The sequence below is a fragment of the Kitasatospora sp. NPDC091276 genome (assembly GCF_040684355.1).
Classification (GTDB): Bacteria; Actinomycetota; Actinomycetes; order Streptomycetales; family Streptomycetaceae; genus Kitasatospora.
This window is the reverse complement of sequence record NZ_JBFBFU010000002.1, coordinates 142,547-156,047: the sequence shown is the minus strand read 5'-3', so window position 1 is coordinate 156,047 and position 13,501 is coordinate 142,547. Positions and strand designations below refer to the sequence as shown.

13 protein-coding genes are annotated in these 13,501 nt (G+C 74.9%); 7 read left to right on the top strand and 6 right to left on the bottom strand.

Annotated features, from left to right (window positions below):
- Window positions 1-20: 20 nt before the first annotated feature.
- Window positions 21-317, top strand: coding sequence for a hypothetical protein (locus AB0O19_RS02835; protein WP_363587482.1), 297 nt, complete (start codon window positions 21-23; stop codon window positions 315-317).
- 34 nt (window positions 318-351) lie between these two features.
- Here AB0O19_RS02835 and AB0O19_RS02830 read toward each other — a convergent pair whose 3' ends face one another.
- The 4 genes from AB0O19_RS02830 to AB0O19_RS02815 all read right to left on the bottom strand — a co-directional run bounded on the left by AB0O19_RS02830 (window position 352) and on the right by AB0O19_RS02815 (window position 4,705).
- Window positions 352-1,050, bottom strand: a complete 699-nt coding sequence (locus tag AB0O19_RS02830) for a DUF6585 family protein (protein WP_363617270.1) — start codon at window positions 1,048-1,050, stop codon at window positions 352-354.
- Window positions 1,051-1,293: 243 nt separating this feature from the next.
- On the bottom strand, window positions 1,294-2,928 hold the full coding sequence (locus AB0O19_RS02825) for an alpha/beta hydrolase (RefSeq protein WP_363617268.1): 1,635 nt from the start codon (window positions 2,926-2,928) through the stop codon (window positions 1,294-1,296).
- 100 nt (window positions 2,929-3,028) lie between these two features.
- Window positions 3,029-3,670 carry an NAD(P)H-binding protein gene (locus tag AB0O19_RS02820; RefSeq protein WP_363617266.1) on the bottom strand — a complete coding sequence of 214 codons (642 nt, stop codon included), beginning with the start codon at window positions 3,668-3,670 and terminating at the stop codon, window positions 3,029-3,031.
- Window positions 3,671-3,757: 87 nt separating this feature from the next.
- Entirely contained in the window at window positions 3,758-4,705 is a 948-nt protein-coding gene (locus tag AB0O19_RS02815) for an EamA family transporter (protein ID WP_363617264.1), read from the bottom strand.
- Between the two features lie 111 nt (window positions 4,706-4,816).
- Between AB0O19_RS02815 and AB0O19_RS02810 the strand changes: the two genes are divergently transcribed.
- Window positions 4,817-5,320, top strand: a complete 504-nt coding sequence (locus tag AB0O19_RS02810) for a MarR family transcriptional regulator (RefSeq protein WP_363617263.1) — start codon at window positions 4,817-4,819, stop codon at window positions 5,318-5,320.
- Between the two features lie 39 nt (window positions 5,321-5,359).
- Here the strand turns inward: AB0O19_RS02810 and AB0O19_RS02805 are convergent, their stop codons facing one another.
- Window positions 5,360-6,235 (bottom strand): L-histidine N(alpha)-methyltransferase, encoded by an 876-nt coding sequence (locus AB0O19_RS02805; RefSeq protein ID WP_363617261.1) that lies wholly within the window; start codon window positions 6,233-6,235, stop codon window positions 5,360-5,362.
- 28 nt (window positions 6,236-6,263) lie between these two features.
- Between AB0O19_RS02805 and AB0O19_RS02800 the strand changes: the two genes are divergently transcribed.
- The 5 genes from AB0O19_RS02800 (at window position 6,264) to AB0O19_RS02780 (ending at window position 10,810) form a co-directional block, all read left to right on the top strand.
- Complete coding sequence (locus tag AB0O19_RS02800; RefSeq protein WP_363617259.1) at window positions 6,264-7,790, top strand: PLP-dependent aminotransferase family protein; 1,527 nt, start codon at window positions 6,264-6,266, stop codon at window positions 7,788-7,790.
- A gap of 347 nt (window positions 7,791-8,137) precedes the next feature.
- Window positions 8,138-9,151 carry a glycoside hydrolase family 3 N-terminal domain-containing protein gene (locus tag AB0O19_RS02795; RefSeq protein WP_363617257.1) on the top strand — a complete coding sequence of 338 codons (1,014 nt, stop codon included), beginning with the start codon at window positions 8,138-8,140 and terminating at the stop codon, window positions 9,149-9,151.
- A 344-nt stretch (window positions 9,152-9,495) separates the two neighbouring features.
- On the top strand, window positions 9,496-9,966 hold the full coding sequence (locus tag AB0O19_RS02790) for a hypothetical protein (RefSeq protein WP_363617255.1): 471 nt from the start codon (window positions 9,496-9,498) through the stop codon (window positions 9,964-9,966).
- Between the two features lie 257 nt (window positions 9,967-10,223).
- Window positions 10,224-10,568 carry a metalloregulator ArsR/SmtB family transcription factor gene (locus AB0O19_RS02785; RefSeq protein WP_063350638.1) on the top strand — a complete coding sequence of 115 codons (345 nt, stop codon included), beginning with the start codon at window positions 10,224-10,226 and terminating at the stop codon, window positions 10,566-10,568.
- 98 nt (window positions 10,569-10,666) lie between these two features.
- On the top strand, window positions 10,667-10,810 hold the full coding sequence (locus AB0O19_RS02780) for a DUF6126 family protein (protein ID WP_159398578.1): 144 nt from the start codon (window positions 10,667-10,669) through the stop codon (window positions 10,808-10,810).
- Window positions 10,811-10,817: 7 nt separating this feature from the next.
- Here the strand turns inward: AB0O19_RS02780 and AB0O19_RS02775 are convergent, their stop codons facing one another.
- The gene (locus AB0O19_RS02775) at window positions 10,818-13,328 is read right to left on the bottom strand and encodes a cytochrome P450 (protein ID WP_363617253.1); all 2,511 of its coding nucleotides are present in this window, start codon (window positions 13,326-13,328) and stop codon (window positions 10,818-10,820) included.
- Between the last annotated feature and the right edge of the window lie 173 nt (window positions 13,329-13,501).

Below are 13,501 nucleotides of genomic sequence, written 5' to 3'. Positions count from 1 at the left end.
GAATCCGTAGGATGATCCCCATGGGTGATGGGGACACGAAGCAGCTGACGGGCGACCAGGCGCAGGACGCGACGGACGACGGCCCGCGAGAGCTCTCGCGGGCCGCCGCCGTGGCCGTGACGGTGCTCGCCGCCCTCTGCGGCGCCGCCGTCCTGCTGGCCGTCTTCCACTGGCTGGGCTGGAGCGTCCCCTGGGTCGGCTGGATCGTCGCCAAGGCCGGCATCAAGCTCGCCGTCGGGGGCTTCGCCGGGCTCGCCGCCGCCTTCGCCTGGCTCCGGTCGCGGCTGGGGCGTGCGGCGAGCGACTCGCGGTCCTGACGGCGATCCAGGGCCTGTCCGGGCCGGCCGTGCGTCAGCCGGAACGGCCCAGCAGCATCATGAAGAGCGCGTAGTTCGGGATCCGGCTGACCGCGGTGTTCGACAGCGAGAGGAACCTGCCGTCCTTCTTGACCACCAGGTAGCCGTTGACCACGCTGATCGACTTGATGTCGGACCAGGGCACCAGACCGCGCTTCACCGTGCGCAGACCGGCCGAGCTGACCAGCAGGTCGCCGAAGGCCAGTTCCCCTCCGTCCGCCAGCGAGGCCCGGGCCCCGGAGAGCTGGGTGGCCGCGACGTAGTGCGCGGCGACCTCGCCCAGTTCCGCCCACCTGCCCAGCTGGGTGCCCCTGTCCCCGCCGCTGAGCTTGGCGCGCCGCGGGTCGCGGTACTTGCCGTCGATCGTGAACGTCTCCCCGTCGTCCCGGATGAACCGGTAGGAGAAGTCCGTTTCGGTGTAGATGTTGTGCGAGTAGTGGGCGACGGTCGCCTGCATCACGGTCGAGACCTCGTCCCAGCGGAAGACCGTGAGCTCCAGGCCCCCGCCCTCGTGCACCAGGCCGTGGTCGAAGTGGTAGACCCGGAGCTTCTCCTCGTCGCGCGGCTTGCCGAACAGCCGTGTCTTCGTCAGCACCAGGAAGCACTGGCGCAGCAGGCCGAGGCCGGCCTGCTGCGCCTGCTCGGCCACTGCGGCGGTGATCTGGGTATCCGTGGTCTCGACGACCTTCACCATGGGCTCGCTCCCGTGTGTGGCGACTACGGCCATGGCAGTATTCCCCGGAGCCGGGGGACGTGAGGCACAACAGCGGCCGCCCGCTCGGGCTTTCGCAGTCTTTCGGCCAGTCGCGGGCCGCCTGCTGGACGAACGCGCCCCGAGGGGCGCCGGCACGGCGGGGGCGTCGACCCGTGACGGTCGGCGCCCCGCCGTGCCTCACCCGACGCGCGCCCCGACGGCCGCGGTCGAGCGGCCGGGCACTCAACCCGCCTGCGGGGTGGGGCAGACGAGGTCGCGCTCGGGGGCGCGGCCGCCCAGCAGGTAGCTCTCGACGACGTCGGTGACGCAGGAGTTGGCGGTGGGGTACTGGCCGTGGTCGCCGCTCCCGGTGACGGTCACCAGCTTGGAGCCGCGCAGCGCGCGGTGCGCGCCGAGCGCGGCCTCGTAGTACGTCGCCGGGTCGTGCACCGAGTTGAGCATCAGCACCGTCGGCAGGTGGGCGCCGGTCACCTTGACCTTGGGGGCGGGCGCGGTCGGCCAGGCCGCGCAGACCGCGCTGAAGGCCAGCGTGCGCGCGCCCGCCAGCGGATAGCGCGCGGTGTTCTCCGCGCCGCGCTGGACCCAGGTGTCCATGTCCTTGGTCCACGGGGTGTCGTTGCAGGTCACCGAGAAGTACTCGGCGAGGAACTCCGGGCTGAGGTACTGGCCGAACAGCCGCCCGGCCATCGTCCTGGCCGCGGGGTCGGTCCCCTGCCAGTCGTCGACGGCGGTCAGGGCCTGGGCGAGGAAGGGGAAGGTGTCCCGCTCGTAGATCGCGCTGATCGCGCCGTTGTCCAGCTGGTTCGGGCCGATCGTCAGGGAGCCGTCGACGATGGGCTGGTCGTGCAGCGCGGCGCGCCGCTGCTCCCAGTGCGCCTGCACCTCCTCGGGGGTGGAGCCCCAGTGGTAGGTGGCGTCGCGGGCCGCCAGCCACGGCACGAAGTCCTCGTCGAAGCGGCGCTGGAAGCTCATCGGCTGGCCCAGTTCGAACTTCTCCCAGGTGCCGTCGAAGCCGATGTTGCTGTCCAGGATCATCCGCTCGACCCGGTGCGGGAAGAGCGTCCCGTAGTAGGCCCCGATCATCGAGGCGTAGGAGGGGCCGAAGTAGCTGAGCTTCTGCTCGCCGAGCAGGCCGCGGAACAGGTCGATGTCGTGGGCGGTCTGCTCGGTGTTCAGGTAGGGCAGCAGGTCGCCCGTGCGCTCCTGGCAACTGGCGGCCAGCTTCTTGGAGTTGGCGACCACCCGGTCGATCGCCGCCGGGGACTGGTCGCGGAAGTCGCCGGCCAGGAAGTCCTGGAACTCCTCCGGCGTCTGGCACACGGCCCGGGTGCTCTCGCCGACCCCGCGCTGGTCGAAGCCCACGATGTCGTACGCGGCGCCGACGGCCGGGGCGGCCGTGGCCAGGTTCGCCGGGCGCAGCAGGCCCGACGCGCCGGGGCCGCCGGCGGCCATCAGCAGCGTGCCCTTGCGCTTGGCCGGGTCGCCGGCGCGGTGCCGGGAGACGGCGATCGTCACGTCGGCGCCGGCGTCGGCGTGGTGCCAGTCGCGCGGGGCGGTCATGGTGGCGCAGTCCAGCGCCGGCTGCTTGGCGCAGGGCTGCCAGGCGAGGGCCTGGTGGGTGTAGCGGGCGGGGGCGACCTCGGCGTCGCCCGGGTTCCGGCCGGCGTCCGGGGCGGCGCTGGCGGTGGCCGGCACGGCGAGGCCGGCCAGGACGGCGGCGGCGACGGCCAGGGCGGCGCGCCGGGTGCGGGAGGCGGTGGCGCCGGCCGCCGGGGTGTGCGAGGCGGTGGTGTTCGGCGCGGTGGTGCTCGGCGTGATGGGGTGCGAGGCCGTGGTGTTCGATGCGTTGGTGTTCACGGGAATGATCCTGTCCGAGCTCGACCTGACGGTCGATCATGCGGGGTTCCGTGTCCGGGGTGGTGCTGGGTACACCCCGGACACGGAGGATCGCCCCAGGTCAGTAGGCGGCGGTGAAGCGGGTGCGGCGGTGCGCGGGCTGCTCGGCCTCGTCGAGAAGGGCGACGGCGAGGTCCTCCATGGAGATCACCGAGGCTCCCTCGGCGTCCACCAGCAGTTCGTCCCGTCCGAGCCGGAAGCGGCCGGTGCGCTCGCCGGGTTCGAGCAGGGCGGCGGGGCTCAGGTAGGTCCAGTCGACGTCCGGGTCGGCGGCGCGGTAGAGGTCGAGCTGCTCGCGGCAGGCCCGGGCGATCGGCCGGAGCTCGGCGGGGAAGCCGGGGTCGTCGGCGAGGGCCGTCCCGCCGCGGCCGGGGAGGGTGAGGCTGCCCGCGCCGCCGACGGCCATCAGACGCACGCCCGTTCCGGCGAGACCGGCCAGCAGGCCCCGGGTGGCGGCGGACAGCTCGTGCTCGCTGCCGGGCGCCGGGCGGGTGGCGGTGATCACCAGGTCCTGCCCGGCGGCGAGGCGGGCGACGTCCTCGGGGTCACGGGCGTCGCCGACACCGAGGGCGACGGCGGCCGGCAGACCGTGCGGTTTGGCGGGGTCGCGCAGGACGGCGGTGATCCGGTGGCGGCGGGCGAGCGCCTCGGTCACCACCCGGCTGCCGACGTTGCCGGTGGCGCCGAACACGGTGATGTGCATGGAGGTTCTCCTGGTGCGGTGGGTGCCAGCGGCTGCTGGGCGGGGATCGGGGAGTGCGGAAGGGGCTTCGGCGGAGACGAGGCGGGGTCAGGCGTTCTCGCGGACGGGCGGTGCGGAGGCGGGGGCGGCCGGAGCGGAGGGCGCGGAGGGCGCGGAGGGCGCGGAGGGCGCGGTGGTGCCGGGGCGGCGCCGGGTCTGGGCCGCGATCAGCGAGCCGAGGACGATCAGTGCGCCGAGCGCCTGGAGCGGGCTGAGGTCCTGCCCGAGGGCCAGCCAGCCGATCGCGGTGGCGACCACCGGGCTGAGCAGCGAGAGGAAGGAGACCGAGGTCGGCGGCAGTGCCCGGATCCCGCGGAACCAGAGCGCGTACGTGAGCGCCGCGCCGATCAGGCTGAGGTAGCCGTAACCGAGCAGGTTGCCGCCGGTGAGGTGGGACGGCGGGGCGCCCTCGACGAACAGTGCGACCGGCACCAGCAGCAGTCCGCCGGCGGTGAGCTGCCAGCCGGTGGTGGCGAGCAGCGGGGCGGGGGAGACCCAGCGTTTGGAGAGGACGACGCCGGTGGCCATGACGACCGCGCCGGCGAACGCGGCGGCCACGCCGACGGCGTCCAGCTGGGCGTCGGCCCGCAGGACCAGCAGGCTGACGCCCGCGATCCCCGCGATGCCGCAGATCACCGTCCGCGGCGTGAGCCGGTCGCCGAGCAGCGCGGCCGAGAGTCCGGCGGTGATCAGCGGCTGGACGGCGCCGACGGTGGCGGCGACCCCGCCGGGGAGGCGGTAGGCGGCTATGAAGAGGAGGGCGAGGAAGGCGCCGATGTTCAGCGCGCCGAGGACCAGTGCGCGCCACCACCAGCTGCCCTTCGGCAGCCGGTGGGTGACGGCGATCAGCAGCAGCCCCGCGGGCAGGGCCCGGAGGACGGCTGCGAGGAGCGGACGGTGGGGCGGGAGCAGTTCGGTGGTGACGATGTACGTCGACCCCCAGACGGCGGGGGCCGTCGCCGTCACCAGCACGATTCCGAGGCGATTTCTTAGCACTAAGCAAATGTATCTCAGTGCTAAGGTATCTCTCACCGCTTTGGCGGGGTGACGTGGCTCACAGTTACCTCATCGCTAAGGAATCCCGACGGGATCCCCTACCCTGAACCTGTGGCAGATGCAGATCATGTGGACCGAGTAGTCGCGCAATGGGCCGTCGAGCGCCCCGACCTGGACGTCTCTCCGATGGAGGTGTTCGGCCGGCTCAAGCGCCTCTACCGCCTGGTGGACGCGGAGCTCAACCGGACCTTCGGCGAACACGGCCTGGACGCCGCCTCCTTCGACGTCCTCGCCACCCTCAAGCGCAGCGGCCCGCCCTACCGCCTCACCCCCACCGGGCTGATGCAGTCCGCCATGGTCACCTCCGGCGCCATCACCCAGCGCCTCGACCGTCTGGAGGCCCGCGGCCTGGTCACCCGCACCCAGAGTGACCAGGACGGCCGCAGCCGCGTGGTCGCGCTCACCCCCGAGGGCCACGCCCTGATCGACCGCGCCCTCCCCGACCACCTCGCCACCGAGCGCGCCCTCCTCGCCGGCCTCGACGACCCCGGGACCGCCGCCCTCGTCGACGCCATGCGCACCCTCCTGGCCGCCCTCGGCGACAGCCCGGAGTGAGCGGTCGGGCGCGCGGGCGGACCTCCCCGCCCGACCGGCCTACGGGTTGACCGCCACCGCCTTGAAGAAGGTGTAGTGGAACGTCCCGCCCGGCTCGGCCGTGCGGCGCAGTTCGGCGATGCCGTGGTCGAAGGCGTCGGGGGTGGTCAGACCGGCGGCCAGCGCCTCGGCGCGAACGGCCTCGACCATCGCGACGAAGGTGCGCCGGGTGAAGCCCTCGACCAGGGCGGGGCGGGCGCCGTCGGCGTGGACGGTGCGGGGGCGGACGGCCACGTCCCGGAAGCCGGCCTCGGTCAGGAGCGGGTACAGGCGGCGCCCGAGCAGGGCGTCACCGCCGGCCGCCGCCTGGAGCCGCACCAGCAGGTCGACCGCGTCGCGGGCCGCCGGGCCCTGCGGGTGGAAGAAGGCCGAGCCGTGGTCGCCCTCGATCACCGTGATCGTGCCGCCCGGCCGCAGCACCCGCCGCAGCGCGGTCAGCGCGGCCACCGGGTCGGCCAGGTGCTCCAGCACGAAACACACGAAGACGTGGTCGAAGGAGCCGTCCGGGAAGGGGAGTCGGTGCAGGTCGCCGTGGTGCCAGGTGACCCGCGCGGTGGGCGCCTCGGCCGCCACCCGGGCCCGGGCCCGCGCCAGCGACTCCGCGGAGACGTCCACCGCCGTCAGCAGCACGCCGGGGCAGGCGGCCAGCAGGTGCGCGGTCTGCGCCCCCACCCCGCAGCCCGCCTCCAGCACCCGGCTGCCCGCCGGGTACGCGGTGCCCGCGTGCAGCAGCTCGGCGAGGGTGTCCGCCTGGTCGCCGAGCCGTTGCGCCTCGGTCTCCGAGTAGCCGTGGACGTAACCCGGGGCGTAGTCGGGGCCGGGGCCGGGGTCTGCGGCGTCCTGCCGGTCGTTCAGTGATGCCGTTTCCGTGGTCATGGCCCCACCCTCGCGCCACAATGGCCCGGTGAACAGGTCCAAAGAAGCGCCGGACGGCAGGTCCAAACAGGCGGACCCGGGCGCCGACTTCCTCCAGCTCGACACCGCCGACGCCCCGCCCGGCGGCCTGACCGGCTGGCTCGCCCGCCGGGTGCGCGAGGCCATCGCCGACGGCCGTCTCCCCACGGGCAGCCGGCTGCCCGCCACCCGGGGGCTGGCGGCCGAACTCGGCGTCTCCCGGGGAGTGGTGACCGACGCCTACCGGCGGCTGGCCGAGGAGGGCCAGATCGCCGGCCGGGGCAGGGGCGGCACCGTCGTCGTCGCGGCCCCGGCGCCGCCCGCGCCCCCGTGGTCGGCCACATCTCCGTTGTCGGACACGGCCCCGGCCCCGGCCCCGTCGCGCGCCCGGCCGGAGCCCGTCCTGTTCCACGCCGACCCCGACCCCGAGGTGTTCGACCTGCTACGCGGCACGCCCGCCCGGATCGACCTCACCCCCGGTGTGCCCGACCTCGCCGCCTTCCCCCGCGCCGCCTGGCTGCGCGCCGAACGCGCCGTCCTCGACGGCCTCGCCGCCGCGGACCTCGGCTACGGAGACGTCCGCGGCACCCCCGCACTGCGCCAGGCCGTCGCCCACTGGCTGGCCCGCAACCGGGGCATCCGCGCCGACCCGGACGAGGTGCTGATCGTCGCCGGGACGGCCCAGGCCCTCGCCCTGCTCGGCCGGGCGCTCGGCCGGGTGGGCGTCACCGAGGTCGCCGTCGAGGATCCGGGCTCGCTCGGCGCCCGCCAGCACCTCGCCCACTGGCTCGCCGCGACCCCGCCCGTCCCGGTCGACGCCGAGGGCGTCCGGGTCGACGCGCTGCGCGCCACCGGCGCCCCGGCCGTCCTGCTCACCCCGGCCCACCAGTACCCGACCGGGGTCGTCCTCGGCGGCGAGCGGCGGCGCGAACTGCTGCGCTGGGCGGGCGAGGGCGGCCTGGTCATCGAGGACGACTACGACGCCGAGCACCGCTACGACCGCCCGCCCGTCCCCGCGCTGCGCGCCGCCCTGCCGGAGCAGGTCTGCTACGCGGGCAGCATCTCCAAGCTGCTCGCCCCCGCGCTGCGCACCGGCTGGCTGCTGGTGCCGCCGCGGCTGCGCGAGGCCGTCCTGGAGGCCAAGCGGTTCGCCGACCTGGGCAACCCGGTGCTGCCGCAGCTGGTGCTGGCCCGGCTGATGGAGTCCGGCGAACTCGACCGCCACCTACGGCTGTTGCGCCACCGCCACCGCCGCCGACGGGACGCGATGATCGCCGCCGTCCACGCCCACCTCCCCGGCGCCACCGTCCACGGCGCGGCGGCCGGCCTGAACCTGATGCTCACCCTGCCGCCCGGGGCCCGCTGCACGGACACCGAACTGGCCACGGCGGCGCTCGCCGAGGGCGTCAAGGTGCAGCCGCTGTCCTGGCACGCGCGCCTGCCGTACCCGCCGGGGCTGGTGCTCGGCTACGCGGCGGGTGCGCCGGGGGAGATCGCGGAGGGGATCGCCGTCCTGGGGCGGTTGCTGCGCCGGTAGGGCTGCTGAGGGCGTCCGGCGCCCGGGTCCCCCGTCCGCGTCGGCGCGGGTGTGCTCCTCCGGGGTCCGGGCTATGGTGGCGACGGGCTCGGGTGCCTTGACAGGCGTGGGTGCCTTGACGGGCCGTATCCCGCTGCCGACCTCAGGGAGGCGTGATGGCCGTGCTTCGGCGCACCGTCCAGTTCGGCGCGATGCTGGTGGTGTTGGCGGCCACGCTCGGGCCGGTTCCGGCCGGGTCGGCACCGGCGTCGGCGCCGGTGTCCGCGCCGGTGTCCGCGCCGGCGTCGATACCGGAGTCGATACCGGGGCGCGGAGTTGCCCCGGGAGAGGGGATGGTGGCGGCGGAGATGGCCGATCAGGACGCGCGGCAGCTCGCGGGGCGCCGGATCGTGCTCTCGTACGCCGGTCCGACACCGCCGCCGGGCGTGCTGCGGACGATCCGGGAGGGGCGGGCGGCCGGGGTCATCCTGTTCGCCGAGAATGTCACGAGCCCGGCGCAACTCGCCGAGGCCGTCGGTCAGTTGCGGGAAGCAGCGGCGCAGTCGCCGGTGCCCGAGGGGCTGCTGCTGATGACCGACCAGGAGGGCGGCAAGGTGCGCCGCCTGCCCGGCGCGCCCGAACTCTCCGCCCGCCGGACCGGATCGGACCCCGATCCGCTCGGCGCGGCGGGCCGAGCCGGTGTCGGCGCCGCCGGGACGCTCGCGGACGCGGGGCTCAACGTGAACCTCGCGCCGGTGCTGGACGTCTACGACACCCCGGGCAACTTCATCGACCGCCATGAGCGTTCCTACGGTCAGGACCCGGCCGGTGTAGGCGAGTTGGGCAGCGCCTTCCTCGCCGCCCAGCAGGGCCTGGGCGTGGCCGCCACCGCCAAGCACTTCCCCGGGCTGGGCTCGGCCGCCAACGGCGAGAACACCGATGACCGCCCCGTCACCCTGTCCGTGCCGCTGGACGAGCTGCGCACCCGCGGCGAGGAGCCCTACCGGGCGGCCATCGCGGCGGGTGTCCGGCTGGTGATGGCCTCCTGGGCGGTCTACCCGGCGCTCGACCCGGACCGCCCGGCCGGGATGTCGCCCGCCGTGGTCCAGGGCGAGCTGCGCGGACGCCTGGGCTTCCAGGGCGTCACGGTCACCGATGCCCTGGAGGCCGAGGCCCTCGCCTCGTACGGCGGCGCGGGCGACCGTGCGGTCGCTGCCGCCGAGGCCGGGATGGACCTGATCCTCTGCTCCGCCCGCGACCCGCAGCAGGCCGAGGACGCCACCACGGCCCTCGCCGACGCCCTGGACTCCGGCCGCCTCGACCGCGCGGCCTTCGCGGACGCCGTCACCCGGGTCGACGCCCTGCGGGCCTCTCTGGACTGAGCCGGCGGCGGCCGACCGGCGGTGGTCGGCCGGCGGTGGCCGACAGTGGCCCGCCCGTGGGCGCGGGCGCCGTGCGGGCCGTCCCCAGGCCGACGCCTGCGAGGCGGGCGACCGCCCCGCGCCGGGCGCCGGGCAGACCGGCCGTGGCAGGTGCGCGGATCCCGACCCTCCGGGGTGGGATTACGCCATCGAAGGTCTGGTTTCGGTCGGCTCGGCACTTCGAAGGCAGAATCCCAGTCATGGCATGGGAATCGCATGGCAAAGTACCGTCATGGCACATGTGAAATGTCACATGTGACCTCACCTGTTCTGATCGTTCCTCGTACCCTCCGAAGGAGAAGGCAATGAACCGCATCACTCGGATCGCCTCGGGCGCGGCCGGTGCCGTCGCCCTGCTCGTGGCGCCGGCGCCGGCGCTCGCCGCGTCGGCCGGCGGCGCGGCCGAGACCGTCGCCACGGTGACGACCTGCGGCTACAACGGTCTCCAGGCCGGGCTGTCGACCAAGGTCTGCGCCGAGGTCACCGGCGGCAGTGTCGTGCTGTACGGGCAGATCGGCCTGGCCGGTCCGCCCACCCCGGACACCCCGTTGCCGCCGAAGCCGCAGGAGCTGCTCACCCGCCTGTCGGCCGGGGTGGTCGGCGGCGAGTCGCTCGGCTCGGCGAGCGTGCGCGCCGTGTTCACGGCCGCCACCGTGCGGGTCGACGGCATCAGCGTCACCGTGCCGTGCGGTTCGGTCCTTCACGCGACCTTCTCCGTCGAGTCGATCTGGCGGGGTCCGGCCCCGGTCGAGGTGGATGTACCTGTAGGCTGCTGACGGAACCTCACCATGACCGCCGAGTCCGGGAGTTGGCAGCGTCCCGGACTCGGCTTCCGGCGTTCCCGAGCGCCCTCCGGATGTGACGTGGACCACTCGGGGGCGGCCCCGGCGGGCCGGGCGACCGACAGGCGACGGCCGGGCGCCCACTGTGACGACTTGAAGAAACCTTCATCTGTGGCGATGATGCTTGCCGGCCGCCGTTGAGGGCGCGGCCGCACGCCCAGCGAGCCGTACCCGAGGGAGGGGCGCCGACGATGCCCGTCCCGCTGTACCAGGCCAAGGCGGAGTTCTTCCGCACCCTCGGCCACCCGGTCCGGATCCGGGTGCTGGAACTGCTCCAGGACGGGCCCCGGCCGGTGCGCGAGCTGCTGGCCGAGATCGAGGTCGAGCCCTCCAACCTCTCCCAGCAGCTCGCGGTGCTGCGCCGTACCCAGCTGGTCGCCGCCACCCGCGAGGGCAACACCGTGGTGTACGCGCTCAGCACCCCGGACGTGGCCGAGCTGCTGCGGGCCGCGCGCCGGATCCTGACCGAGCTGATCACCGACCAGGGCGCGCTGCTCACCGAACTGCGCGAGCCCGGCGGCCGGCCGCACCGTTGAGCCCGCCGAGGCCCTCGGGCCGGCTGAACCCGAGGAGCCCGGCCAGCCCGTTGAACCCGCGCCCGACCCGACCGGCCGACCCGAGGAGGACCCCCGCCATGAGCGAGAGCACGAGCGACGGCACGCGCGAGGAGAAGCGCCGACGCAAGGCCATGCTCATCCGGGCCGGCATCTACATCTTCGCCACGCACCTGTTCGCCGGCTTCGTGTTGCTGCTGTTCGCGCTCGGCGGCCGCAAGTAGGCACCTCCTACGTCCGAGGGCCGTCCTTCACGAGGTAGCGGTCGCTGGTGCTGGTCCAGGCCTGGACGCCCTCGATGAGCTCCCGGGTGCCGTCCAGGTACCAGCGCCCGGCCGGGTGGCGGCGGCGCAGGTCGCTGCGCAGGGCTTCGTTCTCCCGCCGCAGCCGGGCGACCCGGGCGCGGACGGCGCCGACGGCCCGGCTGCGGGTGCAGCCGCGGATCCGTTGCAGGGTGAGGACGGTGTTGAAGGCGGCCGCGGCCTGGCGCTCCTCCCGCTCCAGTGAGTACAGGTCGTTGATCAGCGTGGCGGCGTCGGCGGTGTTGGCGCGCAGCCGGTGCAGTGCGGGCTCCGCGTGGAGGGCGGCGGGGGCGTCGGCGCCGTGGACCCGTTCCAGTATGTTCATGAACGGGTAGAGGCAGCTGCCGTGGCGGCGCAGCCGCATGGTCTCGGGCAGTCCGAGGGCGGGCACCGTGCCGTGGGCGCGGTGTTCGGCCTCGGCGGGGAAGGTCTCCAGACAGGCCTGCCACTCCCGGGCGGCCCGGACGCGCCAGTTGGGCGACATGCCCTGCGCCTGGCGGCTCCACAGGTCGTGCCAGGCGCGGAGCAGGTGGTCGCCCGAGCGCGGTGCCGGGCCCTCGCCGACCGGCGCGGGGGCGCCCGTCCGATCGGCCCCGGTGCGGCGCAGGGCGTCGATGAGCGGGTCGACGACGTCGCGGGCTTCGGCGGGGCGGCGCCCCGGCGGGCCGTCGAAGCGGTCGTCGAGGATGGTGAACCAGCCCAGCATGTCCACCAGCAGGTCGAGGTTGGCGCCGTGGGCGCGGGGGAAGGCGTGGCCGATCAACTCGTGCAGGGCGTAGGCCCCGTAGCGGGTCATCTCGGGCGGGGTGAGGAGGTTGCGGCCGACCACCCAGGCGGCGTGCCGGGCCGCGGCGGTGCGCAGTTCGCCGGACCGCTGCGGGAGTTGGGGCGCGGCGGGGGCCGGGTCGGGGATGCTCACCGGGCAGCGGGCCGCCGGCGGGGCCTCGACGCCCACCTCGTCGTCCCCCACCCGGTCGTCCGGCACCCGGTCGTCCCCCACCCGGTCGTCCGGCGGGCTGTCCGGGCGGGGCACCCGGGCGCCGCGCGGGGCCAGCCGCACGCGCAGCCCGTGCGCCTGGACCGTCGTCCACACCACCTCCCGGGCCCGGGAGCCGGGGACGGCCACCGGTCGCCAGCGGCGAAGGATCGCGGCCGCCGCGACCGTCAGCTCGGCCCAGGCGAAGGCCTCCCCGATGCACTTGTGCTTGCCGGCCCCGAACGGGAGGAAGGAGTGCCGCCCGGCCCCGCCCGACTGCCAGCGCTCCGGGCGGAAGCGCAGCGGGTCCGGGTAGCGGTCCGGGTCGCGGTGCAGCGCGGTGAGGCTGTAGAGCAGTTCGGTGCCGGCCGGGATCCGGTACGGGCCGAGGTCCACCGGCACCTGGGCGGTGCGCATCAGGAAGGCGTTGGGCGCGTGCAGCCGCACCACCTCCTGGGTGACGCTGCGGGTGTAGGTGAGCCTGGCCAGGGCCTCGGGGGTGGGGGCGGCGCCGGCGGGCAGGTGCTCGTCGAGTTCGGCGAGCACCCGGGCCTCCACCTCGGGGTGGCGCAGGAGTTCGTCGAGGAGCCAGGTCAGCGTGGTGGAGACGGTCTCGGTGCCGGCGCCGAACATGGTGATCGCCTCGGACCGGACGTCAGCCTCGGTGAGCGGCCGGCCGGTGCCCGGGTCGGTGGCGGCGCGCAGCAGGGCGGGCAGGGTGCCGCCCCGCTCGGCGGACCGGGTGCCCGTCGGCCTGACGGCCTGGTCGACGACCCGGTTGAGCACCCGGACGGCGGCGTCGAAGCGCCGGTTGACGGGCAGCGGCAGCCGGGCGAGCGCCGGGTGCGGGTAGAGGGACTGGACGATCTGGCCCTTCACCAGGTCCGGCAGGGCCTGGTGGAAGGCCAGGGTGGCGTCCTCGCTCAGCCGGGCGTCGAACAGCGAGCGGGTGACGATCTCCAGCGCGAGGTGGTTCATCTCCTTGGCCACGTCGAGGACTTGACCGGGGTGCCAGCGTCCGGCCCGTTCCTCGGTGACCTGGTGCATCACGGCGACGTACTCGGCCATTCGGTCCGGCCCGAAGGCGGGTTGGATGATCCGGCGGCGGTCGCGGTGGGCCTGGCCCTCGGACATCAGCAGGCCGTCGCCGAACGCCGTCTTGAGGGTGTCCTGGACGGCGCCGCGCGGGCAGTCGTAGGCGAGGGCGACGAGCAGGGTGTGGACGAGCGGGGCGTCGGTGACCACGCAGACGGTGCGCGGCCCGAGCCGGATCCGGACGACGCCGCCGTGCCGGGAGAGTGAGCCGAGGAATCCGAGCGGGTCGCGGAGCAGGGCGGCCGCGTGGCCGAGGCCGGGGACCGCGCCGGGGGCGAGCGGGGGGACGGCCGCACGGGTGGTGCGGGGTGCGGTCGGTGCGGTTCTCGGGGGGAGGTCCCGTTGCCGCGTCTCGGTCAGCAGGGTCATGTCAGTACCTCTCATCAGAGGAGCCGGTGCGGACGATACCGGGGGCCCCGACGGGCCGGCCGGGAGGTGGGGGGCCGGCTCGCGCGGATCCGCGCGTGCCCCGGCTGGAGGGGCGCACGTCATGGCAAACGCGCCGGTCCGACGGGCGTTGCGCCGAACGCGGGCGGATCACT

What these genes read in the sequence shown, in the direction of transcription:
- AB0O19_RS02795 (WP_363617257.1), top strand. Translation starts at nt 8,138, where the DNA reads ATGGCCGATCAGGACGCGCGGCAGCTCGCGGGGCGCCGGATCGTGCTC.
- AB0O19_RS02775 (WP_363617253.1), bottom strand. Translation starts at nt 13,328, where the DNA reads ATGACCCTGCTGACCGAGACGCGGCAACGGGACCTCCCCCCGAGAACC.
- AB0O19_RS02830 (WP_363617270.1), bottom strand. Translation starts at nt 1,050, where the DNA reads ATGGTGAAGGTCGTCGAGACCACGGATACCCAGATCACCGCCGCAGTG.
- AB0O19_RS02835 (WP_363587482.1), top strand. Translation starts at nt 21, where the DNA reads ATGGGTGATGGGGACACGAAGCAGCTGACGGGCGACCAGGCGCAGGAC.
- AB0O19_RS02790 (WP_363617255.1), top strand. Translation starts at nt 9,496, where the DNA reads ATGAACCGCATCACTCGGATCGCCTCGGGCGCGGCCGGTGCCGTCGCC.
- AB0O19_RS02785 (WP_063350638.1), top strand. Translation starts at nt 10,224, where the DNA reads ATGCCCGTCCCGCTGTACCAGGCCAAGGCGGAGTTCTTCCGCACCCTC.
- AB0O19_RS02820 (WP_363617266.1), bottom strand. Translation starts at nt 3,670, where the DNA reads ATGCACATCACCGTGTTCGGCGCCACCGGCAACGTCGGCAGCCGGGTG.
- AB0O19_RS02780 (WP_159398578.1), top strand. Translation starts at nt 10,667, where the DNA reads ATGAGCGAGAGCACGAGCGACGGCACGCGCGAGGAGAAGCGCCGACGC.
- AB0O19_RS02805 (WP_363617261.1), bottom strand. Translation starts at nt 6,235, where the DNA reads ATGACCACGGAAACGGCATCACTGAACGACCGGCAGGACGCCGCAGAC.